Here is a 25800-nt window from a genome sequence, read left to right as displayed (position 1 = left end):
GTCTGCCTCCTTCTTTTCTGTCACGGCCGCTCATTCCTGGTCTCTCCAGGCGGAGGCGGGCTGTTGTCTTCTCGTCGGCCACCGGCCGTCCCGATGTTCGGGACCGTCGGGGCTCGGCCGGAGCGCTCGTTGGCGATGAGCTCCTCCAGCCAGCGGACCTCGCGCTCACAGGCGTCGAGGCCGTGGCGCTGTAGTTCCAAGGTGTAAGCGTCGAGGCGCTCGGCTGCCCGGCCCAGCACGTCGCGAAGCCCTTCGCGACGCTCCTCGATCTTGCGGCGGCGACCCTCCAGAATGCGCAGGCGGGTCGCCTGGTCGGTCCGGGCGAAGAACGCGAAGTGCACCCCGAAGCCCGTGTCGTCATACGTCTCGGGCCCGGCCTGTGCGATCAGCTGGGCGAAGCGTTCCTTGCCGTCCGCGGTGATTTTGTAGACCACCCGACCTCGTCGGCTGGTCAGCGCGGGAACCTCCTCGGCAGTGGCGGGTGTCTCAGCAGCTTCGGTGATCCATCCCGCCGCCTGCAGCCTGCGCAGGGTTGGATAGAGCGAGCCGTAGCTGATCGCCGCCCGGATCGCGCCGAGTTTGGCGGTCAGCTCCTTGCGCAGCTCGTAGCCGTGCATCGGAGACTCCTGTAGGAGGCCGAGGATGGCGAACTCGAGCACTGGCCACCCTCTCTGTACCCTCCGGCGAGAAGTGGTAACCGCCGCGATGTATCGGACCGATACATCGCACGTTAGCGGGTCGCGCCAGCCAGGGCAAACCCCCACTCCGAGACGCTGTCGTCACGGATTGTGAGCACGGTCGCCTGGTCGGGCCGGACCGCGTACCCTTCTCCGCATGCGTACGCAGCGCCAGGTCGTCGACTACTCGCTTCAGAAGCGAGCAGTGCTGCGTGAGCTCCTGGCCGGCCGGGTCGGCACGTACGACGTCTGCGACGCATCGCCGTACCTGAAGAACGCCGCCCGGTTCCACGGAGAGCCGACCGACCGGCGCTGCCCGATCTGCCGCAGTGAAAACCTGACCCTCGTCCACTACATTTATGGCGACGAGCTCAAGCAGTCCGCCGGGCAGGCACGCACACTTACCGAGTTGCCCGTCCTGGCGATGACGCTGCGTGAGTTCCAGGTCTTCGTGGTGGAGGTGTGCCTCGGCTGTGACTGGAACCATCTCGTCGAGCAGTACCTGCTCGGCCGGGACGGTCTGACCGGCGACAGCGACGGCAACGGCGAGCAGGACGTGGCGGCCGCCGAAGGTGTAGGTCGGCGGAGGCGAGAGGCGCAACGGTGATCGCAGCTGGTTGGACCGGCCCCGGGGCCATCGACAAAACCCGGGACGGACGATCGCTCGTTGGTCCGATTGGCCCGGTTGATACGGCATTGACCTCGGTGAGGCGGCACCCTCGTGCCGCCGTCCCGGGTGAAGCAACTCACGGCAACCCGGTGGCGGCGCAGTCGCGCCCCACCGCGACCGGCAGGGTGTGAGGAATGAACTCGTACGGCGATCCCAGTTCTGCGCGCGGCCGGGCCCAGTACCCGGGTGCGAACGGCAACCCCGGGTCTGGCGCGGACGACGCGCACCGCAGACCCGGCGGTGACTCCCCCGGGAGTGGCTGGTCGGCCTCGGAGGGCGGCGCGGCAACCCCGGGTCGTGCCTCGGTGCCGCCGCGGGCCGCCGGTGGGCGGGCCACGGTGGGCGGTTCCGCCTCGGTGCCGCCGCGTGGGGCCGCGCCGGTCGGATCGGCCTCGGTGGGTTCGGCGACCCCGGGTCGAGCGGGGCGGGCCTCGGTGCCGGTGTCGCCGGCGCCGGGTGTGGCCGCCGGTCGCGCCGGCGCGGGCCGGGCCTCGGTGCCCGTGTCCCCGGCGCCCGGAGCGCCAGCAGGTCGGGCCACTGTCGGTGCCGCCTCCGTCGGTGCCGCCTCGGCGGGCCGGGCAAGTGTCGGCTCCGCGTCGGTGGGTGGCCGGGCCGCGGTGGCGCGGGCGAGCGTCTCGCCGGTCTCCGGCGGTCCCGGTGGCCCAGGTGGGCCCAACGGGCCGGGCGGCCCGGCCGGACCGGGCCGGGGCGGTCGTGGCGCCGGCGGCCCGGGTGCGGCGCGGGCGAAGAAGCGCAAACGGATGAACCTGCTGATCGCCGGAGTCGCGGTCTTCATCATGCTGGCCGGTGTCGGCGTTGTCGGGTTCACCTACTACTCGACGAACGTGGTCATGCCCAACGAGTTGCCGCTGCCGCTGTCCACCACTGTGTACGCCAAGGACGGCAAGACCCCGTTGGCCAAGCTGGGCAGCGAAAACCGCACCTTCGTCACCATCGACCAGATCCCGGAGTTCGTGCAGCACGCGGTGGCGGCAGCCGAGGACCGCAACTTCTACCGGCACTCCGGCGTCGACTACAAGGGCATCGTCCGGGCCGGATGGAACAACATCTCCGGTGGCGACAAGCAGGGTGCCTCGACCATCACCCAGCAGTACGCCCGCAACGCGTTCGAGAATCTCCAGGACGACACGTACGGCCGGAAGGTGAAGGAAGCAATCCTCGCCTCCAAGCTGAACGAGAAGTACGACAAGCCGGAGATCATGCAGCACTACCTCAACGTGATCTACTTCGGACGCGGCGCCTACGGCATCGAGGCGGCGGCACAGACCTACTTCGGCAAATCGGCGAAGGACCTCAACGTGGCCGAGGGCGCGGTCCTCGCGGCGGTCATCAAGCAGCCGGTGGCCAGTGACACCCACAAGGGGTTCGACCCCGCGGTCAACATGCCCGACGCCAAGGCGCGGTGGGACTACGTGCTCGCCGGCATGAAGAAGGAAGGCTGGGTGGACTCCCCCGGGAAGCCCGTGTCGCCGACCGAGTACCCGAAGGTGCTGGCACCGAAGAAGGGCGGGAACGGGTTCGGTGTCGACAGCCCGCGCGGCAATGTCATCAACTACGTCCGCCAGGAGATGGACGCGATGGGCCTCTGCTCCGACAGTGGTGCGGAGGGCAAGACGAGCTGCGTGGACGCGCTGCGCGACGGCGGCTACCGGATCACCACCACCATCGACCCGAAGTTGCAGACCGCCGCGGAAAACACGGCGATGCAGTCGAAGAAGGGCTCCGAGCTCAACGACCAGCCGAAGAACCTGATGGCGGCGGTGGTGTCGATCGACCCGTCGAAGGGTCGCGTGCTCGCCTACTACGGCGGTGACAACGGCACCGGCTTCGACTACGCCGGCAAGAACACCGACAAGAACGGCGACCTCTCCGGCGGACACCAGCCGGGTTCGTCGATGAAGGTGTACACGCTGGCCGCCGCGATCGAGGCCGGCATCTCGGTCAAGTCGCACTGGGACCCCACGCCGTACAAGCCTGAGAAATCCAAGGACACGATCGGTAACGCCGGCCGTACCAACCTCAAGTGCGGCAAGTACTGCACCCTCGAAGAGTCGACGATCCAGTCGTACAACGTGCCCTTCTACTGGGTCGCCGACACGATCGGCGCGGACAAGGTCGTCGACATGGCCCGGAAGGCCGGCGTGACCACCATGTGGGGCGTCGACCCGCCGCAGGCATTCGACCTGTCGAAGAAGGGTCCGAACCCGTTCGACAACTACACCGCCTTCGGCAAGTACCCGATCACCGTGTTCGACCACGCCAACGCCATGGCGACGTTCGCCAACGACGGCAAGTACATCAAGGCCCACTTCGTCCTCAAGGTGGAGCAGCAGGACAAGGACACCGGCAAGTGGAAGGTCGTCGGCAGCGAGCGCATCAAGCCGGAGCAGCGGATCCCCAAGAAGATCACCGACGAGGTCACCGGTGTCCTGAAGCAGATCCCCAAACCCAACGACATCTCCCTGGAGAACGGCCGCCAGGCCGCCGCCAAGACCGGCACCTGGGAGTACGACAAGGACGACAACTCGCACGCCTGGACGGTCGGCTACACCCCGCAGAACGCTACAGCGGTGTGGGTGGGCAGCCGCGACCCGAAGAAGCCGCAGATCCGGCTCGCCAGCGGCAAGGACATCGGTGGTTCGACGCTCCCCGGCCCGATCTGGGAGAAGTACATGAACTTCGCCCTCAAGGGCCTGGAGCAGATCCCCCTGCCCAGCGTCACCGGCGAGGGCGACGTCACGAAGGGCAACGGCAAGGAGCCGCCGCCGACCATCCCGGGTCTGCCGGGTCAACCGGGCGGCCCTCCCTGTGACCCGCTGACCGACCCGTTCTGCACGGTTCAGGGCGGTAACCCGGGCGGTAATCCTGGCGGCAACCCCGGGGGCAATCCCGGCGGGCCCGGTGGGCCGGGTGGACCCGGCGGGCCAGGTGGTGGGCCCGGTGGCGCCGGCGGCGGAGTGCTGCCCGGCCTACCGCCCAACCAGGACTGACCCGCAGCTCCACACGACGCCGCCGCCGGCCGGACGACCTGTCCGGCCGGCGGCGGCGTTTTCGTACCCAGATCTCTCCGCGTCGGGACGGGACGGGTACCCCCGTCATACGGCAGGATGCCTTCTCATGAGCACCCAGTCGACGCCCGGCATCGACGACGCCGGCACCACCGACCACCCGTCCCGCTCCGACGGGTTCGTCCGCGGCCTCTCCGGTGCGATCGGCGGCCCGCTGGGCGACCACGCGACCGCGCTGGACCGGCCGGCCAACCAGGAGCGGCGGTTCTGGACCGCCGTCCGGATCGTGCTGGCCCTGGTCTGCCTCACCCTCGCGCTGCACTGGGTGCAGAAGTCGCCCTGCCAGGACGGCGCCTGGCAGAACAACGTCCAGTACACCCGGTTCTGCTACACCGACGTCCTCGCCCTCTACTACGCCGAAGGACTCAACGAGGGCAAGGTGCCCTACCGTGACCACCCGGTCGAGTACCCGGTGCTGACCGGCTACTTCATGGGCGCGTTGGGCCTACCGGTGCACGCTGTCGGGGTCGGCGACCCGGGCATCAACCAGGGCCAGTGGTTCTACAACCTCAACGCGCTGGTGCTGGGCTCGCTCGCGGTGGCCACAGTGGCGGTGATCCTCGCGCTGCGCCGCAGACGACCCTGGGACGCCGCGTTGTTCGCACTCGCCCCGGCGTTGGTGCTCACCGCCACCGTCAACTGGGATCTGCTGGCCATCGGGCTGGCCGCCTTCGGCCTGCTGGCCTGGGCCCGAAAACGACCGGCGGTCGCCGGCGTGCTGCTCGGGCTGGCCGGCGCGGCCAAGCTGTGGCCGTTGTTCCTGCTCGGGCCGATCCTCATTCTCGCGCTGCGGGCCAACCGGCTCCGTGCCGCGCTCACCGCCACCGGTACGGCGATCGCCGCCGTGGTGCTGGTGAACCTGCCCGCCGCTCGGGCGTACCCGGACAACTGGGACCGGTTCTTCGAGCTGAACACCACGCGCCCGATCGACTGGGGCACCTTCTGGTACATCGGGCGCTACCTGGACGGCAAGGTGGGCAACGACCCCGCCCGGCTCGGCCCGTTCGAGTGGCTGAACGGCAACATCCCCACCCTCAACACCCTCTCGTACGCGCTGTTCGGGCTGGCCTGCCTCGGCGTGGCCGTGCTGGCGCTGCGGGCACCACGCCGCCCACGGCTGGGCCAGCTCGCCTTCCTGGTGGTCGCGGCGTTCCTCATCTTCAGCAAGGTCTGGTCGCAGCAGTTCGTGCTGTGGCTCCTGCCGCTGGTGGTGCTGGCCCGCCCCAAGTGGGGGGCCTTCCTCGCCTGGCAGATCGCCGAGGTCTGCTACTTCGTCGCCTTCTACGGTGAGCTGCTCGGCGCGGCGACCAGCCGGCCGGTCTTCCCGGAGGGGGTGTTCGTGCTGGCCTCGACGCTGCGACTGACCACCGTTGTGGTGCTCTGCGTGCTGGTCATCAAGGAGATCCTGCACCCCGAGCGGGACGCCGTGCGGGCCACCTATCCGGACGACCCGGACGGTGGCGTCCTCGACGGCGCACCAGACGCGCCGTGGCTGGACCGCTGGCGCCGCAGAGAGACGAGCAGCGAACCCCGACCCGAGCCCGCCGCGGCTACCTGACGGTCAGGCCGAACGCGGCCCGCACCGCACCGACGCTTCACAGGCGGTAGACGACGGCGTCTCCGACCTCCTGGCGGGTGATGCCGAGCGACTCGACAGGTGCGTCGATGGTGATCTCCCACGGCGTACCTGGCACCCGGTCGCGCAGCAGCACCACCGTCCGGACGCCGAGCGTGCGCAGGTACTCGATGCTTGTCGGGTTGGGGAACGCCTGGCTCACCCGACGGACGTCGTCAAGCTGTCGTGGTGTGAAGCCACTGCCGCCGTTGACCACGTCGGGGAATCCACTCGTCGACCAGAGCATCACGTGCTGGTCCAGGTTCTGGCTGCTGGGCAGCACCAGCAGGGGCCCCTCGGCCGTACGCATCGCGGCCGGCTGTGTCGGCACCACCGGGTGCGGGGTGTTGTTCAGGCCCTCGACGGTGACAAGCAGCAGCGGCAGCAACGTGGCCATCCGCAGCCACGGCCCCGGCCACGACGGGATCCGCTGCGCGGTCAACTCGCGGACCCGGTCGGTGAGCGCGGTGACCGCTCCCGCCGCGAGCAGACCAAGCAACAACGTGGTCCAGAGCATCAACCGACCAGGGGTACGCAGAGCACTCCAGCCCGGCACGTGCTCGAAGAGCGGCACGTAGGTGAAGGTGCCGTCGAAGAACCGGGTGCCCATCGCGAAGGCCATCGTCACCAGCACCCCGGCGAGCAGCAGCAGTCGGTGCCGCAGCCGCCAGACCGAGAAGAACAGCCCACCCAGGGCGAGCGCGTAGAGCACGTAGCCGGGCAACAGGGTCATCTCCGGGTGCCACGGCAGCGCCGCGCGGGCGCCCTCGTGCAGCCCGCCCCAGATCCACGACTCGGCCGGCGCCGTCACGAAACCCGACGCCGGCGGCGAGAATCCGTCGACGTCGTCGATGGTGCGCTCGGCGTACGGGTGCAGCTCGGTCACCCGGAAGAACGGGAACGCCATCAGCAGGCCCACACCGGCGAACAGCAACCCGCCGAGCAGGTTGGCGAGCAGCAGCCGGCGACCGAACGGTACGGCCTGGCGGGTGCGCAGCCGCCGCACGAAGAAGAGGACGATGGCGACCAGCACCGCGACGCCGAGGAAGTACGCGAACGGCAGCCCGATGCCGAAACCGAGGCTGAGCTGCCAGGCTGCCACCAGCCAACCGCCGTAGACCCAACCGTCGTGCCGGCGTTCGGGTCGGTAACCGTGCCGCAGTGACCAACCGTGCCCGCGCGCCAACATCGCCAGCGCCAGCGGAATCCCGCCGTTGGAGAGCACGTGCAGGTGCCCGGCCTGGGACAGCAACCACGGCGCGTAGGTGTAGGCGACCCCGGCGACTGCGGCGCCGATCCGGCCGGCTCCGAGCTGTCGGGCCAGGGCGTACGCCCCGAACGTGGCGAGCGCGTGCGCCAGCACGAACATGATGTTGTAGCGCAGGACCGCGTCCTCGGGGCCGCTGCCGAGCATCCCCGCCGGGGCGTACCCGAGCAGGGTGTCGGAGAACGCGAAGCTCCACAGCTCGGGGAAGAACGTGTTGGACTGCCACAGCCGCGCCGGATCGGCCAGCAGGATATGCCCCGACCAGGCCATCTGCCAGGCTTGCAGGCTCGGATCCCAGGAGTCCTGCGGAAGTGTGTAGCGCGGGTAGCGCAGCGTCGGCCAGGTCATCAGCACGGCCAGCGCCAGCGCGCCGAGGGCGGCCAGGGTCCACTCGTGGATCAGGAATCGGCCCACGGCCCGACTGGACCGGGTGAGGATTGACGGCTTCGGTTCCGGAGCGGAGGCGAAGGCCTCCCAGCGATCCGGGTCAGCCGGCTTCGTCTCGCCATCGGCCGGTGCCTGACCGTCGGCGTCGCTCGCCTTCGCACTCTTGGCCGTGCCACCGCTCTTGACCGCGTCGTCCTTCGGGTCGCCGTCCTTGACCGGGTCACTGACCTTGCCGGCGTCTGCCTTGGTCGGGTCGTCGGCCTTGGCGGCGTCTGCCCTGGTGTCGTCCGCGTTGACCGGGTCGCCGGCCTTGACCGCGTCGCCGGCCTTGGCGCTGTCCCCCTTGGCCGCTTTGCCGCGCTTGGTCAGGCGGCTGATCCAGCCCCGCTTCGGCGCGTCCGTGCCGGTGACGTTGGAGGCCGTAGCGCTGGCTTCGGCTGTGTCGCCGGCTTTGCCCGTACCGCCGGGTTTCGGCACGTCGTCCTTCGCGGGACCGGGCTCGATGTCACCGGTGGCGGCGCTGGGACCCGTGGGCCTGCCGTTCGTCGCCGTCGCGGGCTTCGCACCGTCGGTCGATCGGGGGGACCGCCCGGGGCTTTCCGTGGTCGTCGCAGCCGACGCCTCGGCGGAGTCAGGCGCCTTGTCGGTGCCCGAGGTGTCAGCCGGCCCGGTCGTGCTGCCCGTCGGGGACGCGGTGGCGGGTTGGTTCTCGGCTTGCGCGCCGGCGGGGGCAGGCTGGGCCGCACCGGTCCCGGGCTGTCCGGTGGTCATGCTTGCCGGCTCTCCGTCCCGAGCTGCTGACGGAGAAAGTCGATGTCGGCGGCCTGACCGGCCACACCTCCCGGCGTCTCGACCACCACCGGCGCCCCGGCCGCCCGAATCACCGCCACCACCAGTTCCGGATCGATCGTCCCGCCGCCCAGGTTGTCGTGCCGGTCCTGGCCGGAGTTGAACGCGCCCTTGGAGTTGTTGGCGTGGATCAGGGCGATCCGGCCGGTGATCGCCTTGACCCGGTCGACGAGCCCGAGCAGGTCCTCACCGCCCGCGAACGCGTGGCAGGTGTCCAGGCAGAAGCCGACCTCGTGGTCGCCGATGGCGTCCCAGAGTCGGGCCAGCGCGTCCAGTCGTCGGGCGCACGCGTTGTCGCCCCCGGCGGTGTTCTCGATCAGAACCGGCACGCCGAAGCCGCCGGAGTCGGCGGCGTACGCGAAGGTCTTGCGCCAGTTGTCGAAGCCGACGGCGAGGTCGTCCCCGGCGTTGACGTGGCCGCCGTGGACGATCACGCCCTTGGCGCCGATGGCGGCGGCCGCGTTGGCATGCCCGAGCAGCAGCTTTCGGCTGGGGATCCGGATGCGGTTGTTGAGGGTCGCCACGTTGATGACGTACGGCGCGTGCACGTAGAGGTCGACTTCGGCCGCGCGCAGTAGTTCGGCGTCCTCCCGAGGCTTGGGCGCCTTCCACCCCTGAGGGTCGGAGAGGAAGAACTGCACGGTGTCGGCGGACCGGGCGGCCGCCTCCGCCAGCGGGTCGGTCGAGTCGACGTGGGCTCCGATACGCATGCGAGCGAGCCTACGTCGCGACCCTGACTGCCGCCGCGACGGTCGGGGCGGTGTCGCGGGCTGTCTAACGTCACCGCTCGGACCGACGGTCGTTGATGGGATTGAACCGGCGACCAGTGCCCGGTCCGGTTGGCGGCGCGAGCGCCGCGTACGCCGACCGGGGTCGACGGCCGACAGCGAGGTTGCCTCCGCCACGCGGCCCGGCGCGGCGGGGGCGACCCCTTCATACACCGGATCCCGACCGATGAAGATTCTCGGAAATTTGTACTTTTCCCCCCGACTAGGTACGAGTGCTGTTGTATCGTCAGATAACAACACGATAAAGCTCCGCGGGGCGTCTTTCGTCCAACCTCATCGGTGTGGTCGTTCCTCCCCAGGTCCCACCCAAGGAATGCGGACGGGACGCCCCGCGGCCTCGTTGGACGGGGGTCCACCCACCGATCGCTACACGGTCGGGCGGTGGACCCCCGTCAGCGTGTCCGGGTGCTGACCCGACCGCCCCGGGCATGATCGTTCGGACCGGGTATCCTGGTCAGGTTGTCCGCGTCCGGCCGGGTTCCCTCGGCGCGTGCGGGCAGCGACACAAGACCTCCTGCCACGGAAGGACCGTGGCCGCTTAGCCCACAGGAGGTGAGCACGTCTTGCGTCACTACGAACTCATGGTCATCCTCGACTCCAGCCTCGAGGAGCGCACCGTCGCACCGTCGCTCGACACGTACCTGAACGTGATTCGGACCGCGGGTGGCTCGGTTGAGAAGACCGACGTGTGGGGCCGCCGGCGCCTCGCGTACGAGATCAACAAGAAGGCCGAAGGCATCTACGCCGTCATCGACCTGCAGGCCACGCCTGCTGCGGTGGCCGAGCTGGACCGTCAGTTGCGCCTCAACGAGTCCGTGCTGCGCACCAAGGTCATCCGACCGGAAATGCGCTAGAGCATCCAACCCCGGTTCGTCCGGATCAGCCTCCGTGACTCTGTCGTACGGCTCTGCGAGCCTGTACGACGAGACGCTGAGTGCGCGAGGAGATGGTCATGGCAGGAGACACCACCATCACGGTCATCGGCAATCTGACCGATGACCCCGAGTTGCGGTTCACCCCCTCCGGGGCTGCGGTCGCCAAGTTCCGAGTCGCTTCGACGCCCCGTTTCATGGACAAGGCGTCGAACGAATGGAAGGACGGCGAGCCGCTGTTCCTCGCATGCACCGTGTGGCGGCAGGCCGCCGAGCACGTCGCCGAGTCGCTGCAGCGTGGCGCCCGGGTGATCGTGTCGGGCCGGCTGCGTCAGCGGTCGTACGAGACCCGCGAGGGTGAGAAGCGCACCGTCATCGAGCTTGAGGTCGACGAGATCGGCCCGTCGCTGCGCTACGCCACGGCGAAGGTGCAGAAGATGTCCCGCTCCGGCGGCGGTGGCGGCGGCTTCGGTGGCGGCGGTGGCGGCGGTCAGGGTGGCGGCGGAGGCAACTTCGACGACCCCTGGGCTTCGGCTGCTCCCTCTCCCTCTCCCGCGCGTGCCGGTTCGGGCGCCAATTTTGATGAGGAGCCACCGTTCTAATGGCGCCTAGCGCTCGCGATCGCAAACCAGGAGCACGTGCAACGGCCAAGGCTGCGGCACTGCGCAAGCCCAAGAAGAAGGTGAACCCGCTCGACAAGGACGGGATCGCCTACATCGATTACAAGGACACCGCGCTGCTGCGCAAGTTCATCTCCGATCGCGGCAAGATCCGCGCTCGTCGGGTGACCGGCGTGACCTCGCAGCAGCAGCGGCAGATCGCCCGTGCAGTCAAGAACGCCCGTGAGATGGCGCTCCTGCCGTACACGGCCACCACCCGCTGAGAGGAGGCACCGATATGAAGATCATCCTGACTCAGGAAGTGTCCGGCCTCGGTGCCCCGGGCGACGTCGTCGAGGTCAAGGACGGCTACGGCCGTAACTACCTGCTGCCGCAGGGCTTCGCGATCGCCTGGACCAAGGGCGCGGAAAAGCAGGTCACGGTCATCAAGCGGGCCCGTGGGGCTCGCGAGATCCGCGACCTCGACCACGCCAACGAGGTCAAGGCTCAGCTCGAGGGTCTCAAGGTCAACCTGAAGGTCCGCGCCGGCGACGGCGGACGGCTCTTCGGCTCGGTCACTCCGGCCGAGATCGTCGACGCCGTCAAGGCGGCCAGCGGCCCGGTCCTCGACCGTCGCCGGCTGGAGGTGCCCGGTCACATCAAGTCGACGGGCAGCTACCCGGTGAAGATCAAGCTTCACCCCGAGGTGACCGCGTCGTTCAACCTGAACGTCCTTCAGGGCTGACGTCCGCAACACCACCACGAGGGCCCGCACCGAGCAGTCGGTGCGGGCCCTCGTGCGTACGTCATCGGCCCCCGCCCGGGGCCTCGCCACCGGTGCGGCCGACAATCACCTCGCGCAGCAGCGGCGCGACGGCCGGGCCGGCCGGCTCCCGCGCGCTCGTGGGCGCAACCCACCCGGCGCAGTTCGACTCGGCGGCCGGTTCACCCGATCGGTTGACCGGTCACCGCGCTGATCAGCACCGTGGAGAGGCCGCCGCCCACCACTGCGGCGGCGAGCGCGATGGTGGCCGAACGCCACGTCGTGCCCACCCGGCGTAGCAGCGCCGCCACCACCAGACTGCTCACCAACGCCAACCCGAAGCGCGGTGAGCCGGCCAGCAACGACTCCAACGCGCGGGACCGGGGCGAGTCGCACCCACCCCCGCTGATATCGGTCACACAACCAGCCGGCGCCTGACTGTCCAACGTCAGCAGCCATACGAAGATCAGAACCGCCGGCGTCAGATAACAGGCGGCCGTGTACAGCAGTGGCCGGAAGGGCCCACTCGGATCCGGGTCGAGCAGATCGTCCTCCAGGCGGCGAGCCCAGGCACCAGTGGCCGCCGACTCGACCCGCCGCCGCACCGACGCCGCACCGACCGCCGGCCGGTCCGCCCGACGCCGTGGCGCAGCCCGAGGTGGCACCGGCACACTGCGCGGCCGAGGAGCCGTGTAGCCCACCACCGGCGAGCGGGGCGCCGACGGCAGCGGATCCGTCCATCTGGGATCATCGCCGGCTAGCCGAGTGCCGGACCAGAACCCGTCGTCCCGCGTCGGCCAATCCTCCGCTGCGGCAGCCCGGTCGGAGCGCGGCGGCAGTGCACGTTCCCACTGGTCGTCCTCGATCGCGGACCGCTCCCACTGGCCGGTGCGGTCGGACCGCTCCCAGCCACCGACGCCATCCACCGCCGACCACTGCTCGCTCAGGTCCGTGCCGTCAGCACCGGCACCCAGCGGCCACGCGTGCACGCCAGAGGAGTCCCACGGATCCACCGCCGGCGGGTACGACGGCTCGGGCTCGGCCACCCGGTCCGACCCCCGTGCCCACGGGTCGGCCGCCGGCTTGGACCACGACTCCTCCGCCGCGCGCCGGCTGCGCCGGGTGGGGCGGCTCACGTCCGGCACCGGTTCGCTCGGAGCGGGCTCCAGATCCCCGCCCGACCAGATCACCTGCGGACGGCCAGCGGGCGCACGGCGAGGACGGCGGTCCGGAACAGCGCCGGAAACCGGCTCGTCCTCCCCGGCGTTCGCGCGTCGGCGCCCGGCGTACCCCTGCTCCTGCGGACGGTCGAGCGTCCACTCCCGGGTGTGGTCCGACTCGGGGGCCGCGCCGATCGCCGCCTGCTCCCGCCAACTCGTCTCGCTGCCCCGCCGTCGGCTGCCCGACGACTCGATGGACCGCCGGCCGGCACCGGAAATTGGCCGCTCAGGCTCGCGTACGGGCTCGTCCTCGTCCGGCGCCGCGTGGCGACCGCCGCCGTCGGCGTGCCGAACACCCGACTCCAGCGCCCACCGGGGCAGGTAGGCGTCGACGGGTTCGTCCTGGCCGCGGTCCAACGCACGCCGCCGGCTGGACGTCCGGTAGCGACCGTCCTCGTCGTACGGCTCAACCGGAAGAGACGCCGCGCCCTCACCCCACGAGGCGGTCGGCTGGCGCTCGCGCGGGCTGCCATCCCCGCGTCCCCAGTCCCGGTAACTCACGGCCGGAGTGTGACCCTTCTGAACCGAAAGCGGAATCCGCTGTCCAGGTGTAGCCGTTCGCTGGAGATAGTACGGGACGATCGTGTCACAGACCCGACCAAAATATTCTCCTCCACAGGCTGGGGAGCATGTTTCCGCAGGTCAAAGAGCTAAGGCCAAGAATTCCCCAATGGTTATCCACAGGCTGTGCACACCCTGCGCACACCATGTCCACCGGCATCCACAGGTTGTCCCGAGGCTCGTCCACCGGCGTTGTTGAGTCTCTGACCTCGGGGTCCGTATGGTTGGCCCCCGACCGCCGGCACGATGGCCCCCGATCGACCGGCCCGGTCGGACGGAAGTGTCAGACCCCAGCGGTAGAGCTGGAATCAGATCCGACGCAGTGGAGGGGGACCCGTGTCGGTCACCGACGACAGGCGGGCGGAGTCACGATCCGGTGGCGGCCAGCCACCCGCGCCACGAGACGGCCAGTTCGACAAGACCCCACCCCAGGACGTCGCCGCGGAGCAGTGCGTCCTCGGCGGCATGCTGCTCTCCAAGGACGCCATCGCCGACGTCGTCGAGATCCTCAAGACCAACGACTTCTACCGGCCGGTGCACGCCACCATCTTCGACATCATCCTCGACATCTACGGCCGGGGTGAGCCGGCCGACTCCATCACTGTCGCGGCGGCGCTCGCCGACTCCGGCGACCTGGTCCGCATCGGCGGCGCGCCCTACCTGCACACCCTCATCGCCAGCGTGCCCACCGCCGCGAACGCGGCCTACTACGCGCGCATCGTCAGCGAACGCGCGGTGCTACGCCGGCTGGTCGAGGCCGGCACCAAGATCGTGCAACTGGGCTACGGCACCGCCAGCGGCGGCAGTCGCGACGTCGACGACGTCGTGGACCTCGCCCAGCAGGCCGTCTACGACGTGACCGAACGGCGGGTCAGCGAGGACTTCGCGATCCTGGCCGACATGTTGCAGCCGACGCTCGACGAGATCGAGGCGGTGGGCGCGCAGGGCGGCATGATGACCGGCGTACCGACCGGCTTCAGCGACCTGGACCGACTGCTCAACGGCCTGCACGCCGGACAATTAATAATTGTGGCAGGAAGGCCTGGTTTAGGAAAATCAACCGCTAGTATGGACTTCGCCCGAAATGCTGCCATTCGCGCCAACCAGGCTGCCGCCATCTTCTCGCTGGAAATGAGCAAGGTCGAGATCGTCATGCGACTGCTCTCCGCCGAGGCGCGGGTGCCACTGCACGTGCTGCGCAGCGGTCAGCTCTCCGACGACGACTGGACCAAGCTGGCCCGGTGCATGGGTGAGATCAGCGAGGCGCCGCTCTTCGTCGACGACACGCCGAGCATGAACCTGATGGAGATCCGGGCGAAGGCCCGGCGGCTGAAGCAGCGGCACGACCTCAAGATGATCGTGGTCGACTATCTCCAGCTGATGACCTCGCCGAAGCGCACCGAGAGTCGCCAGCAGGAGGTCGCCGACCTGTCCCGTGGCCTCAAGCTGTTGGCCAAGGAGGTCGAGTGCCCGGTGATCGCGGTCAGTCAGCTGAACCGTGGCCCCGAGCAGCGCACCGACAAGCGGCCCCAACTGTCTGATTTGCGGGAATCAGGGTCAATTGAGCAAGATGCCGACGTTGTCATCCTGCTGCATCGTGACGACTACTACGACAAGGAGTCCCCGCGGGCCGGCGAAGCGGATTTCATTGTCGCTAAGCATCGGAATGGCCCCACCGACACGGTGACCGTCGCGGCCCAGCTGCACCTGTCCCGCTTCGTCGACATGGCCATCGGCTGACCGTCGCGGCACCCGCCGTCGATCAGCCGAGCAGTGGGAACCAACCCGCCGACTCACCCAACTCCAGCCGGTCCCGGTCGGTCAGCGGGACGCGGCCGGTGGCCTTCAGCAGGAAGTCCTGGTCATCCCAGGCGGTGGGGCGCACCGTTTCGTCGCTGAGCAGGCCGTCCATGGTCGCCACCGCGACACGTACGGCCAGCGGGCCGGGCAGCGGCGCGTCGGGCAGGGCCGGGGTCAGGTCCAGGTGGTGGATGACCGCCTCGGTGGTCAGCGTGGCGAGGAAGTCCGGTACGCGCAGCACGTGCCCCTGCGTGGTCACGTACCCCTCGGGGTTGGCTGACCTGGCGGCGCGGACCGCCGCCGGGGCGGTGTCGCGCCAGAGCCGGACGATCCCGGTCGGACTGTCGAAGGCGGCGGCCGATCGGCGCACCCACCAGGCGTGCCGGGTGCTCGCTTCGTCGCCGGCGGGAAAGTCGCGCCAGTAGCTGACGTCGTCGACGTCGGCCGGACCGTCGGCGGGGCTGGCCAGTGCGACAAGCGCACGCTGGGCGTCGCCGAGCACGTGCAGGAGCAGGTCCGCGATGAGCCAGCCCTGGCAGCGGGTGGCTCGTTGCAGGCCGGCGTCGTCCAGGTCGCCGACCACCGCGGTGATCCCGTCGTACGCCTGGGCCAGCGCCTCGTCCGCTCGGATCGTGGTCATGCGATTCAGCGTCGCATGGACGATTCCGCCCGCCAACCGGTGAGGCGCTGCCCGGGTCGACGCGCGATCGACCCGGGCGGGTTGTCGGGCCTGGCTCAGCCGAACATCTCGTCGAGGAAGCCCTTGCGCTTCTTCTGCCGGTAGTGCCCGTGGTAGCCGTGGTGCTGTTGCTGCTGGTGGCCGTAGGCCGGCGCCGGCGGGTAGCCGGGCGGGGGCGGCGGCGGGACGGCACCGTAACCGGGCTGGTGCGGCGGCGGGGGCGGCGGAGGTGGGTAGCCGGCCGGCTGGTGGGTGGGTTGCTGCGGCGCGCCGCCGGTCTGTTGGCGGCTCCAGTTGGCCTCGGCCTCGAACAGCTTCTCCAGCTCGCCGCGGTCCAGGAAGATGCCGCGGCACTCTCCGCACTGGTCGATCACGACGCCGCTGCGCTCGTACTGGCGCATCTCTCCGTGGCACTTGGGACAGGTGAGACTATTCATCGCCCGACGGTACCTGGTCCACCTAGGCGGTTGCTGTGAGCGCCTCGCTGACCTCTGCGTCGGAGACCTCGTGGAAGTCGTCGTAGTAGACGCTCACAGCGCCGAACTCGGGTGGGCGTTGGGCACAGATGACCTGGTCCGCTTCGGCGGCGAGCAGTTCGTACGCCTCCTGTGCGCCGACCGGGACGGCGACCACGACGCGGTGTGCCCCGAGTTGGCGGGCGACCTCCACAGCGGCGCGGGCGGTCGCGCCGGTGGCCAGGCCGTCGTCGATGATCACGGCGGTCCGGCCGGTGAGGTCCAGCTGGGCGCGGCCCCCTCGGTAGAGCCGCTCCCGACGGGCCAGCTCGGCCTGCTCCCGTTGGCTGACCTCGGCGATGTCGTCGTTGCTGAGTCGGCTGGCCACCGCGTCGTTGAGTACCTGGACACCGCCTGGCCCGAGCGCGCCGAAGGCGACCTCCCGGGCCCACGGCATGCCGAGCTTGCGGACGACAAGCACGTCCAGTGGTGCGCCGAGTCGTTCGGCGACGACCCGGGCGACCGGTACGCCGCCACGGACGAGGCCGAGGACGACCACGTCCGGGTCGCCGACGAGTGCGGTGAGCCGCTCGGCGAGCACCCGGCCCGCGTCGGCCCGGTCGCGGTACGTCGTCATGCCTTCAGGTCTACGCCCTGGCGGGCCGCTCCGCCCGGCAGTTAGGCCGATGCGGTCCGACTGGCCAGCTCGGGGAGCGGGGTGGCCGGCGGGTGGACCGGGCGGTGCAGGGCAGGCGCCCAGGTGAGCAGGGCCATCGGGTAGAGCAGGTAGCCGAAGCGCGTCGAGGGCATCAGGGCGATGGCGGCGAGTAGCCCGTACCCGCAGATCAGCGCCGTGGCGACGGCGGTGCGGGGCGGGCGGCGGGCGAGCCGGACGGCGATGGCCACGCCCGCGGCGACAAGCAGCGCCGCGGCGATGACCCGGCCGGCGGGTAGCGCGTTGGCGATCAGGTAGCCGGGGAAGGGGGACTGCGCGGGGCTGGTGACCAGGCCGTGGCCGAGGGGGAAGCGCAGCACGTTCTCGGTCAGCGCGTCGCGGTCGACAAGCATCGCCGGCAGCAGGGCCGCGACGGGCAGGCCGATCGCGCCGGCGGCGACCCGGGTGCCGGCGCGTCGGGTCAGGCCCCAGACGATCAGGACGAGCGCGACCGGCCAGGCGAAGAGTTTCAGCGCGCCGGCGAGCCCGACCGCGAGGCCGGCGCGGCCGGGTCGGTCGGTGGCGGCGAGCGCGAGGGCCAGTAGGCAGAGCGCGAGTACGGGTAGGTCGTCGCCGCCGGTGGCGAGGGTGAGGGCGCAGACGGGCAGGACGGTGGCGGCCTGCACGCCGCGCAGCAGCGCCGAGTCCGGTCGGTGGCCCCGGTCGGTCTGGCCGGCGGCGGCCGGTGGTCTGCGCAGGGTGGCGACGGCCAGGGCGAGCGCCAGTGCGGCGCCCACCGCGAACCAGACCCGGGAGTCGGTCCACCAGGTGTCGGCAAGTGCTCTGGGCAGGCCGAACATCGCCATGCCGGGCTGGTACGGGGTGTAGCCGAGCAGTTGTTCGCCGGGGGGTAGGGCGGCTATCGCGTCGGGTCCGAGGTATGGCGTGCCGTGTTCCAGGAGGCGGGTGCCGGCGTGCTCAACGACAAGCACCTCCTCCTGTGCGCGGTCGGTGCGCCCGCTGGCCCGCTCGATGCTCTGCCAGAGCAGGGGTAGCAGTGCGGTGCTCGCCCAGGTGAGGCCGGTGATCGCCCAGCGGGCGCGTAGACCGACGAGCGGTGCGGTCGGGTGGTGCCGACGCAGCAGGAGTTGGGTGATCACCACAAGCGTCGCGGCCAGGTATCCGACGGCGGCGACCGTGCCCCAGGCCCGGTGCGGTGAGAGGGTCGACGTGACGGCGGTGACCGCGGCGAAGACTGTCGACACGGCGTAGAGGCCGAGGTCGACGGCGAGCCCGTCGGCGGCGGTGTCGAGCGTGCGCCGGTGCCAGGGGCGTCGGCGGGCAGTCGGGGCGTCGGCGGTCACGCGCGCCAGTCTGGCAGACCGGGCCGTACCTGCACCTGACCGTGTCGGGCGGGCGGCCGGTGCCCGGTCAGGCGGGCAGGTGCGGGAGGCGGGCGCGGCCGGGTTGGCGGCGGGTCTGGCTCAACCGGATCACCGCGCCGGCGTTGTGCAGTGGCGCGACGAGGGTGCCGGGGCGTCCGCCCGAGCCGCGCTGCATGGCGGCGAGGAGGGTGCCGGCAGGCACCGGCCGGGCGAACAGGTGGCCCTGGCCGGCGACGCAGCCCAACTCCCAGAGGGCCCGCCGCTGTGGCTCGCTCTCCACTCCCTCGGCGACCACCGCCAGGTTGAGACTGCGACCCAGGTCGAGGGTGGAACGGATGACCGCGGCGGCCTCCGCCGAGCTCTCCATCGTCGTCACGAAGCTTCGGTCGATCTTCAGCTCGTGCACGGGGATGCGGGAGAGCAGGGAGAGGGAGGAGTAGCCGGTGCCGAAGTCGTCCAACGCCAACCGGACGCCCTCGTCGCGCAGCCGGCTGAGCACGCGGTCGACCACGTCGAGTTGGCTGAGCGTGAGCGTTTCGGTCAGCTCCAGCACGAGCCGGTCCGCAGGTAGGTCGTGGGCTCGCAGCCGGGCCAGCACCGAGCCGGGGAATCGCGCGTCGAGCAGGCTGCGGGGGGACACGTTGACCGCGACGGGTATGTCGAAGCCGGCGTCACGCCAGGTGGTGGCGGCGATCAGTGCCTGGTCGAGGATCGCCTCGGCGAAGGCCGGCAGCAGACCGGAGCGTTCCACCGCCTCCAGGAAACGCAGTGGGTCGATCATGCCGTGGGTGGGGTGGCGCCAGCGGGCCAACGCCTCGGCGCTCGTCACCTCGCCGGTGCCCAGGTCGACGATCGGTTGGAAGTTGACGATGAACTCGTGGTCGGCGACAGCGCGGGGCAGGTCGCCACCGAGGGTGAGGCGGCCCAGGTCGGCGGTGTCGCGGGTGGTGGCGTAGGTGGAGATTCGCTGCCCGGCACGCTTCGCCTGGTACATGGCCACGTCGGCGCGGCGCAGTAGTTCGGTCATGCCACCGGTGGACGGTGCGACGGAGATGCCGCCGCTGGCTTCGACGCTGATCCGCATGCCGTCCAGCTCGAAGGGCTCGTGCAGGGCGGCGAGGAGCGTCTCGGCCCGATGCGCGGCCACCGCGGGGGCCGGCAGCCCGCGCAAGAGTACGGCGAACTCGTCGCCGCCGAGGCGGGCCACCAGGTCACTCGCCTGCGCCGCGTCCCGTAGCCGGTCGGCGACCTGCACCAGCACCTGGTCACCGGCGGCGTGGCCGAGTGTGTCGTTGACTTCCTTGAAGTGGTTGAGGTCGATCAGCACCAGAGCGGTCACCCCGTCCGCGTGCCGGGTGCTCAACTGGTTGGTGCCCTCGTCGAGGAGGTGCCGGCGGTTGGCCAGCCCGGTCAGCGCGTCGTGGGTGGCGGCGTACGCGTGCTCGTTGGCCACCCGGGCCAGCTCGGCGTACGCCTGGGCGTTGCGTACGGCGGTGCAGAGTGCGGAGGCGAAGGTGCGCAGGGTGTACTGCTCTCGCTCGGAGAGCTGCACCGGCCCGCGGAAGCGCAGTCGGAGGACGCCGACGTCGACTGTGCGGTCGTGCCCTTCGAGTGGGGTGGGGACGACAGTGCCGTCCACGTCGGTGGGCTTGCCGATCGGGCCGTCGAAGGTGATGCCGCCGGTGCCGCCGCGCACGGCGCGGTCGCCGTCACGCAGTTCGATTTCGACCTCGTCGGCGGAGAACAGTTCGGTGGCCTGGGTGACGGCGGTGGTGAGGACGGTGTCCAGGTCGACGACGTTGAGTGCGTCGGTGGTGCGGGCGAGTCGCTGCCACGCCTGCTGCTCGGTGCGGCCCCTGATCCGCGCGGAGTAGGCCAGGTGCAGGCTCAGGACCAGGGGCGGGACGGCGAGGAGCAGGCTTTGGTCTGCTCGGAGGATGATCAGGGTAAGGGCGGCCACGATGAACCGGACGGCGAATCCGGCGATCCGTAGGTCGAGGTGGTTACGGAACTGTCGGACGATTCGGGTGCCCGATGCCAGGGCGATTACCGGGATGGCCAACAGGTCGTCGAGCACCGCGGCGGCGAGGTAGACCGCCCCGAGTAGGACGAGGTGGTTCAACAATCCGTCTGGCGGCCAGCGCTGACCGAGAAGCATGATCACTAGGGTGGCGCCGCCGGCCACGAGGGTGTGCTTGGCAATGCCGAACGCCGTCTTGATGGCGGTCAGCCGGTTGACGAGTGACACGCACGCGATGCCGATGCCCGTCGACAGGATCACCCAGGGTGGCGGGGCCAGGGCAAGTCCGAGGACGATGGCCGTCTCCACCCAGGCGAACGAGAAGGTCGTCGACCTGATCCGGAGGCGTGCCTTGACGATTGCCCCCAGGGCGATCATCAGGACGAGCGCTGAGATCGTCGAGACGTCTCCCGCGTTGGCTGGCATGTGGCGAATCGTTGCGATCACGGCTGTCGCGGCGACGACGGCTGCCAGCGTCACCATCAGCCCGACAAGGCCTAGCAGGCGTGGGTCGGCTTCCCTGTGACGACGCGTCGTCCGGTTCACTCAACCTCACCCGTAACCCACCGTCGGTGTCCGCTAACGGGCAGCGTACCGCTGTGTCGCCCAGGTGATAAGGACTCAGTCCCATTCGGTGCTACGCATCTGACACACCCTTCAGCGTCGAGGATTTACATCGGACTGAAGCTGGTACTAGTCCCACTCGGTGCTGTTGCGCATCGCTCGACCCCCTTGCCGCTACGAGGCGCTGTGTTCGGCGCCATTCGTTCGTAGGGATGAGAGTAGGAGACTCGATGGGCAGGAAGGAATAATTTATGTCGGTATGCGCAACATTAGCCAAGCTGAAGCGGATATGTCACTTTCTGTCCGCGCTCCGGAGCGGAGCGCTGAACCTTCTCGCCGGAGGGTTGGGACGAATCGACCATTATTGCCGTGGCCGGCGAGGCGTATTCAGTGTTGCGGGGCCGTTCCCCGAGTTCATCCGCAGTTCGGGCCGCCCGGCCTGCGATCCGGATCGATCGCGGGCCGGCGCCTGCGCAGATCATTCCAGCTAACGGCGAGGGAGGCGACGCCCTCCCGGTGGGGTTGGTCACCGTAGGCTGCGTTGCGTGATCGACCGGATACGTCACTGCCGTTGAGGTGGGAGGACGGGTGGAGATTCGAGTTCTTGGCGGCCTCTCGGTGCATCTGCCCGCGCGCACTTTGCAGCTGGGGACGCCAAAACAACAGGTGGTCTTCGCGATGCTCTCCGTTCACCCCGGGCGACTGGTGACAGTGGACGACCTCGTCGACGAGTTGTGGGCCGATCGCCCACCGCGATCGGCCGTCGCTAATGTGCGGACCTATGCCGGCAATCTGCGCCGGACTTTCGAGGCTTTCCCGGCCGGTCGCGGTGCCATCGAACGCCAACGCAACGGCTATCGACTCGTCGTGGACCCGGAACGAGTAGACGTCTTTCGCTTCGCGCTGGAACAGAACGCGGGTCGGGAAGCACTGACCGCTGGCAACCTGGACCACGCCCGGGAGCTACTGGGACGCGCCCTGGCTCGGTGGCGGGGTCCGATGTTCGCCGGCCTCCCCCTCGGCCCCGTTCTGACGTCGCGGACCGTGGCCGCGGAAGAGGAGCGGCTGCTGACCGTGGAGCTGCACGCCGACCTTCACCTGCGATCGGGTCGGGATGACCTGGCGATTCCACTGCTGCGTGATGTGGTGTCCCGCCACCCTCTCCGGGAGCCGGCCTATCACCTCCTCATGCGGGCTCTGCACGAGCGCGGGGACAACGCGGGGGCGCTGGCGACGTACGACGAGATCCGGACCCGGCTGGCCACGGAGTTGGGCGTCGGGCCCGGACCCCACCTCGAAGAGCTGCGCCGTTCGATAGTCGCGGCGGGGGCGCGCTCCGGCCCGGCACGCGCCGTCGCCTCCCGACGGGTGAGCGGCCAGCGGGGTCCGGACGTCGTCGACGCGACCGCCACGACCGCCCGACAACCGGGCCGGATCGACCCGGTGGACCACCTGCCCCGAGCGGTCGCCGACTTCGTCGGCCGGGAGGACGTCGTGTCGCGGCTGCTGGCGGAGACCCGGCGGGTCGAGGAGCGGGTGCCTCCCGTGCACATCGTCGATGGCATGGCGGGCAGCGGCAAGACGACCCTCGCCGTGCACCTGGCCCGCCGGCTGTCCGACCGATACCCGGACGCCGCCCTGTTCGTCGACCTCGGTGGGCACGGCGAGAAGAACCGGGTGGAGCCGGGCAGCGCCCTGGTCACCCTGCTCCGACAGCTCGGCGTCCCGGCCGAGCGCGTCCCGGTGGAGTTCGACGACAGGGTGGAGTTGTGGCGGCAGGAGCTGGCCCGCCGGCGGTCGGTGGTGGTGCTCGACAACGCGGCGAGCAGCGAGCAGGTCATGCCCCTGCTGCCGGCCGAGCCGACCACCGTCGTGCTGGTGACCTCGCGGCGGCGGCTGTCGCACCCGGACGTCGGGCCCTCGCAGACGCTACCGCTGCTCAACCCGCGGGAGAGCGTGGATCTCCTGCGTCTGAGCGTCGGTCCGGACCGGGTCGAAGCCGAGCCGGAGGCGGCCGCCGAGGTGGTACGTCGGTGCGGGTACCTTCCGCTGGCGATCCGGCTGGCCGGTGCCAGGCTGGCGCACCGGCGCGGCTGGCGGTTGGCGGACCTTGCCGAGCAGATGGCCGGCGACGCGCCGGTGCTGCACCAGCTCGCTCAGGAGGAAAGCACCGTCAGCGGTGCCTTCGCCGCCTCCTACCAGCCTCTGTCGAGCGCGGCCAAGCGGGTCTTCCGATTCCTGGGCCTGTATCCCGGCAGCCGCTTCAGCATGCCGATAGCCGCCGCACTGACCGGTCTGACCGTCGCGGAGGCTCGCACTGCGCTCGACGACCTCGTCGACAGGAACCTGGTGGAGGACCTGGACTCGACGCGGTACCGACTGCACGACCTCATCCGGCAGTACTCCAGCGAACTGTGTGCGCGTACCGACTCCGCGAGCGACCGGAGGGCAGGACTGGCGCACCTGTTCGACTTCACTCTGGCGGCGGCGTTACGGGTCGCCAACACGCTGGAACTCGACCTGGGATCTCGCGTCACACAGCTCCCGTACGGGCGACCCGAACTGGTCGACGCGATCGGGGAGCCCACCGCCGACTGGTTGGAGACGGAGCGGACGGACCTGGTGACGATGGTGCGGGCAGCGCTCGACGAGGGCTTCCACCAGCACTCCTGGCAGCTGGCCCGTGCCCTCTGGCGGTTCTGTTACATCCGCGGATACTTCGAGGACATCATCACCACCCACCGGTACGCGCTTACCGCGGCGGAAGCATCAGGGGACATCGCCGCGATGGCACTGATGAACAACTACCTCGCCTCCGGCTACGTCCGGACCGGCGACAACCGGGCGGGGTTGCGCCATCTGACCCGCGCCGTCGCCCTCGCCGGCGAATCGCGGGACGTGCTGAACGCCGCCCGATACCGCGCCAATCTCGCCGCCGTCTACTGGTGGAGCGGCAACCTGACCGAAGCGGTGGCTGTCGGTCTGGAGTGCCTGCGCGACTACAAGGGGTACGGCACTGTCCGGGTGCCGATGGTGCTGCCGAACCTCGGCATAGCGCTGACGGCCCTGGGGCGCTACGAGGAGGCGTTGCGGATAAACCGCCTGCACCTGGTGTGGGCCCGGACGAACTCCGACACTTTCCACATCCTCAACGCTCTCAGTCACATCGGTGCCGTACGCCTCCGAATGGGTGACCTTCGGCCGGCGATGCGCATCCTCCTGGCCTCGTTGGCCCTGCGCGATCGCACCGGCCACCGGTATGCCGAGGCCGAGGTGCGCAACGACCTCGGGATCGCCTATCGCATTCTGGGCCGTCTGGTGGAGGCCGAGCGGCAACACGAGTTGGCCCGGCAGCTGTCGATCGGTTCGGGGGAGCGACACGTCGAGGCGTCCGCGCTGAACGAGCTCGGGCGCACCCTGCTGGCGCAGGGGCGAGGTGGTGAGGCGTTCGAGGCGCATCAGGAGGCGTTGCGCCTGGCCACGCGGATCGCACACCCGCACGAGCAGGGTCGGGCTCTGGCCGGGCTTGCCGAACACTTCGCCCGCACCGACCCGACCGAGGCCCGACGGCACTGGGAGCGGGCGTTGGCGATCTTCCGACGGATGGGCGTGCCGGAGCGTTTCGAGACCGAACGCCGCCTCGCCGAGCTGGGTGCGGGGCGCTGACGAGCGCGAACGTCGCTTATCGATTTCTTATCGGTGGCGCCGGTAACTTACCGGCTGTATCGGCGCACGGGGGAGGTTCTGCTGTGGGTAGGACCGGGTCGTCGACACGTACCCGCTGCCAGGTCACCCCAGGGCCTCGGCAGCGGGTCGGCGAGGGAGGGGCGGCGATGCACCGCCCGGCCGCAGCACCCGGCCCGGCGGGTACGGGGCGGCGCCGCTCCTTCCGAGCGCCGTCGCACCGCACCGATAGGCTCACGGCCGTGACCGAACCCGCGCAGCTCAGCCATGTCGACAATGCTGGTGCGGCCCGCATGGTCGACGTCTCCGACAAGGCGGTGACGGGCCGGCTGGCCGTCGCGGCCGGCCGTTTGCGCACCACACCCGAGGTCGTCGACCTGCTGCACCGCGACGGGCTGCCCAAGGGCGACGCGTTGGCGGTCGGTCGGTTGGCCGGGATCATGGGGGCCAAGCGCACCCCCGACCTGATTCCGCTCTGCCACCCGATCGCCCTGCACGGCGTCACCGTCGACCTGCGGCTGACCGTCGACACCGTGGAGATCACCGCCACCGCCCGCACGGCGGACCGGACAGGCGTGGAGATGGAGGCGCTCACGGCCGTGGCCGTCGCCGGTCTCGCCCTGATCGACATGGTCAAGGCGGTCGACCCGGCGGCCTCGGTGGAGGCGGTCCGGGTGTTGCGCAAGGAGGGCGGCAAGACCGGCGAGTGGGTCCGGCCGGAGGACCGGCCGTGATCCGGGCCCGAGTGATCGTCGCGTCCAACCGGGCCGCCGCCGGCGTCTACGCCGACACCAGCGGTCCGCTGCTCGTGGCCGGTCTGCGCGAGTTGGGGTGCCAGGTCGACGAGCCGGTGGTGGTGCCCGACGGTGAGCCGGTCGGCGCGGCCCTGCGGGCCGCCCGTGCCGACGGCGTCGACGTGGTCCTGACCAGCGGTGGCACCGGGGTGACCCCGTCGGATCGCACACCGGACGTGACCCGCGCTCTGCTGGACTACGAGATCCCCGGCATCGCCGAGGCGATCCGCGCGCACAGCCGCGACCGGGTGCCCACCTCGGTGTTGTCCCGGGGTCTGGCCGGGGTCGCCGGCCGGATGCTGGTGGTCAACCTGCCCGGCTCGACAGGTGGTGCCCGGGACGGGCTGGCGGTGCTCGGGCCGATCCTCGGTCACACCGTCGACCAGCTTCGCGGCGGAGACCACTGA

At 70.2% G+C, this 25800-nt stretch carries 21 protein-coding genes; 11 read left to right on the top strand and 10 right to left on the bottom strand.

Annotated features, from left to right (window positions below):
- Positions 1-20: 20 nt before the first annotated feature.
- Entirely contained in the window at positions 21-659 is a 639-nt protein-coding gene (locus AB0A95_RS08655; RefSeq protein ID WP_357066080.1) for a PadR family transcriptional regulator, read from the bottom strand.
- Positions 660-834: 175 nt separating this feature from the next.
- On the opposite strand from AB0A95_RS08655, the gene AB0A95_RS08650 reads away from it, so the two are divergent.
- Positions 835-1284 (top strand): DUF5318 domain-containing protein, encoded by a 450-nt coding sequence (locus AB0A95_RS08650; RefSeq protein WP_357555001.1) that lies wholly within the window; start codon positions 835-837, stop codon positions 1282-1284.
- Positions 1285-1423: 139 nt separating this feature from the next.
- Here the strand turns inward: AB0A95_RS08650 and AB0A95_RS08645 are convergent, their stop codons facing one another.
- Positions 1424-2146: a hypothetical protein gene (locus AB0A95_RS08645; protein WP_357555000.1), complete on the bottom strand. Its 723-nt coding sequence runs from the start codon at positions 2144-2146 to the stop codon at positions 1424-1426.
- Between AB0A95_RS08645 and AB0A95_RS08640 the strand changes: the two genes are divergently transcribed.
- Positions 2109-4358, top strand: a complete 2250-nt coding sequence (locus tag AB0A95_RS08640; protein ID WP_357554999.1) for a transglycosylase domain-containing protein — start codon at positions 2109-2111, stop codon at positions 4356-4358. The two genes, AB0A95_RS08645 and AB0A95_RS08640, sit on opposite strands and share 38 nt — an antisense overlap.
- 127 nt (positions 4359-4485) lie before the next feature.
- Positions 4486-5994: a glycosyltransferase 87 family protein gene (locus AB0A95_RS08635; RefSeq protein WP_357554998.1), complete on the top strand. Its 1509-nt coding sequence runs from the start codon at positions 4486-4488 to the stop codon at positions 5992-5994.
- Between the two features lie 37 nt (positions 5995-6031).
- Here AB0A95_RS08635 and AB0A95_RS08630 read toward each other — a convergent pair whose 3' ends face one another.
- Both AB0A95_RS08630 and AB0A95_RS08625 read right to left on the bottom strand, forming a co-directional pair.
- The gene (locus tag AB0A95_RS08630; protein ID WP_357554997.1) at positions 6032-8476 is read right to left on the bottom strand and encodes a hypothetical protein; all 2445 of its coding nucleotides are present in this window, start codon (positions 8474-8476) and stop codon (positions 6032-6034) included.
- Positions 8473-9264: a deoxyribonuclease IV gene (locus AB0A95_RS08625; protein ID WP_357554996.1), complete on the bottom strand. Its 792-nt coding sequence runs from the start codon at positions 9262-9264 to the stop codon at positions 8473-8475. Before AB0A95_RS08625 ends, AB0A95_RS08630 begins: the two co-directional genes overlap by 4 nt.
- Before the next feature lie 641 nt (positions 9265-9905).
- Between AB0A95_RS08625 and rpsF the strand changes: the two genes are divergently transcribed.
- From rpsF to rplI, 4 genes are all read left to right on the top strand, one after another.
- The gene (gene rpsF / locus AB0A95_RS08620; protein WP_036391391.1) at positions 9906-10196 is read left to right on the top strand and encodes a 30S ribosomal protein S6; all 291 of its coding nucleotides are present in this window, start codon (positions 9906-9908) and stop codon (positions 10194-10196) included.
- Positions 10197-10276: 80 nt separating this feature from the next.
- The gene (locus AB0A95_RS08615) at positions 10277-10816 is read left to right on the top strand and encodes a single-stranded DNA-binding protein (RefSeq protein ID WP_030487687.1); all 540 of its coding nucleotides are present in this window, start codon (positions 10277-10279) and stop codon (positions 10814-10816) included.
- The gene (gene rpsR, locus AB0A95_RS08610) at positions 10816-11097 is read left to right on the top strand and encodes a 30S ribosomal protein S18 (RefSeq protein WP_051723758.1); all 282 of its coding nucleotides are present in this window, start codon (positions 10816-10818) and stop codon (positions 11095-11097) included. The genes AB0A95_RS08615 and rpsR overlap by 1 nt, the downstream gene beginning before the upstream one ends.
- 14 nt (positions 11098-11111) lie before the next feature.
- Positions 11112-11558, top strand: a complete 447-nt coding sequence (gene rplI, locus AB0A95_RS08605) for a 50S ribosomal protein L9 (protein WP_355028584.1) — start codon at positions 11112-11114, stop codon at positions 11556-11558.
- A 200-nt stretch (positions 11559-11758) separates the two neighbouring features.
- Here the strand turns inward: rplI and AB0A95_RS08600 are convergent, their stop codons facing one another.
- Positions 11759-13297, bottom strand: a complete 1539-nt coding sequence (locus AB0A95_RS08600) for a hypothetical protein (protein WP_357554995.1) — start codon at positions 13295-13297, stop codon at positions 11759-11761.
- 396 nt (positions 13298-13693) lie between these two features.
- On the opposite strand from AB0A95_RS08600, the gene dnaB reads away from it, so the two are divergent.
- Positions 13694-15097, top strand: a complete 1404-nt coding sequence (dnaB, locus tag AB0A95_RS08595; protein WP_357554994.1) for a replicative DNA helicase — start codon at positions 13694-13696, stop codon at positions 15095-15097.
- Between the two features lie 22 nt (positions 15098-15119).
- On the opposite strand, the gene AB0A95_RS08590 is transcribed toward dnaB, so the two are convergent.
- From AB0A95_RS08590 to AB0A95_RS08570, 5 genes are all read right to left on the bottom strand, one after another.
- Positions 15120-15797: a maleylpyruvate isomerase N-terminal domain-containing protein gene (locus AB0A95_RS08590; RefSeq protein ID WP_357554993.1), complete on the bottom strand. Its 678-nt coding sequence runs from the start codon at positions 15795-15797 to the stop codon at positions 15120-15122.
- A gap of 95 nt (positions 15798-15892) precedes the next feature.
- Positions 15893-16273, bottom strand: a complete 381-nt coding sequence (locus tag AB0A95_RS08585; RefSeq protein ID WP_357554992.1) for a zf-TFIIB domain-containing protein — start codon at positions 16271-16273, stop codon at positions 15893-15895.
- Between the two features lie 22 nt (positions 16274-16295).
- Positions 16296-16928, bottom strand: a complete 633-nt coding sequence (locus AB0A95_RS08580; RefSeq protein ID WP_357554991.1) for a phosphoribosyltransferase family protein — start codon at positions 16926-16928, stop codon at positions 16296-16298.
- 41 nt (positions 16929-16969) lie between these two features.
- The gene (locus AB0A95_RS08575) at positions 16970-18310 is read right to left on the bottom strand and encodes a glycosyltransferase family 87 protein (RefSeq protein WP_357554990.1); all 1341 of its coding nucleotides are present in this window, start codon (positions 18308-18310) and stop codon (positions 16970-16972) included.
- Positions 18311-18377: 67 nt separating this feature from the next.
- Complete coding sequence (locus AB0A95_RS08570; RefSeq protein ID WP_357554989.1) at positions 18378-20834, bottom strand: bifunctional diguanylate cyclase/phosphodiesterase; 2457 nt, start codon at positions 20832-20834, stop codon at positions 18378-18380.
- Between the two features lie 657 nt (positions 20835-21491).
- Between AB0A95_RS08570 and AB0A95_RS08565 the strand changes: the two genes are divergently transcribed.
- The 3 genes from AB0A95_RS08565 to AB0A95_RS08555 all read left to right on the top strand — a co-directional run bounded on the left by AB0A95_RS08565 (position 21492) and on the right by AB0A95_RS08555 (position 25800).
- A complete protein-coding gene (locus tag AB0A95_RS08565; protein WP_357554988.1) occupies positions 21492-24581 on the top strand; it encodes a BTAD domain-containing putative transcriptional regulator in 3090 nt (1029 codons plus the stop codon).
- A 260-nt stretch (positions 24582-24841) separates the two neighbouring features.
- Complete coding sequence (gene moaC / locus AB0A95_RS08560) at positions 24842-25333, top strand: cyclic pyranopterin monophosphate synthase MoaC (RefSeq protein WP_357554987.1); 492 nt, start codon at positions 24842-24844, stop codon at positions 25331-25333.
- Positions 25330-25800, top strand: coding sequence for a MogA/MoaB family molybdenum cofactor biosynthesis protein (locus AB0A95_RS08555; RefSeq protein WP_357554986.1), 471 nt, complete (start codon positions 25330-25332; stop codon positions 25798-25800). Before moaC ends, AB0A95_RS08555 begins: the two co-directional genes overlap by 4 nt.

Source organism: Micromonospora sp. NPDC049230, from assembly GCF_040647875.1.
Classification (GTDB): Bacteria; Actinomycetota; Actinomycetes; order Mycobacteriales; family Micromonosporaceae; genus Micromonospora.
The sequence above is the reverse complement of the archived record's forward strand: the minus strand, read 5'-3'. Positions and strand labels throughout refer to the sequence as shown.

Excerpts from the sequence above, each read along its gene's own strand:
- AB0A95_RS08650 (WP_357555001.1), top strand. The coding sequence starts at position 835 with ATGCGTACGCAGCGCCAGGTCGTCGACTACTCGCTTCAGAAGCGAGCA.
- AB0A95_RS08640 (WP_357554999.1), top strand. The coding sequence starts at position 2,109 with ATGAACCTGCTGATCGCCGGAGTCGCGGTCTTCATCATGCTGGCCGGT.
- AB0A95_RS08645 (WP_357555000.1), bottom strand. The coding sequence starts at position 2,146 with ATGATGAAGACCGCGACTCCGGCGATCAGCAGGTTCATCCGTTTGCGC.
- AB0A95_RS08635 (WP_357554998.1), top strand. The coding sequence starts at position 4,486 with ATGAGCACCCAGTCGACGCCCGGCATCGACGACGCCGGCACCACCGAC.
- AB0A95_RS08630 (WP_357554997.1), bottom strand. The coding sequence starts at position 8,476 with ATGACCACCGGACAGCCCGGGACCGGTGCGGCCCAGCCTGCCCCCGCC.
- AB0A95_RS08625 (WP_357554996.1), bottom strand. The coding sequence starts at position 9,264 with ATGCGTATCGGAGCCCACGTCGACTCGACCGACCCGCTGGCGGAGGCG.
- rpsR (WP_051723758.1), top strand. The coding sequence starts at position 10,816 with ATGGCGCCTAGCGCTCGCGATCGCAAACCAGGAGCACGTGCAACGGCC.
- rplI (WP_355028584.1), top strand. The coding sequence starts at position 11,112 with ATGAAGATCATCCTGACTCAGGAAGTGTCCGGCCTCGGTGCCCCGGGC.
- AB0A95_RS08590 (WP_357554993.1), bottom strand. The coding sequence starts at position 15,797 with ATGACCACGATCCGAGCGGACGAGGCGCTGGCCCAGGCGTACGACGGG.
- AB0A95_RS08585 (WP_357554992.1), bottom strand. The coding sequence starts at position 16,273 with ATGAATAGTCTCACCTGTCCCAAGTGCCACGGAGAGATGCGCCAGTAC.
- AB0A95_RS08580 (WP_357554991.1), bottom strand. The coding sequence starts at position 16,928 with ATGACGACGTACCGCGACCGGGCCGACGCGGGCCGGGTGCTCGCCGAG.
- AB0A95_RS08570 (WP_357554989.1), bottom strand. The coding sequence starts at position 20,834 with ATGGTGACGCTGGCAGCCGTCGTCGCCGCGACAGCCGTGATCGCAACG.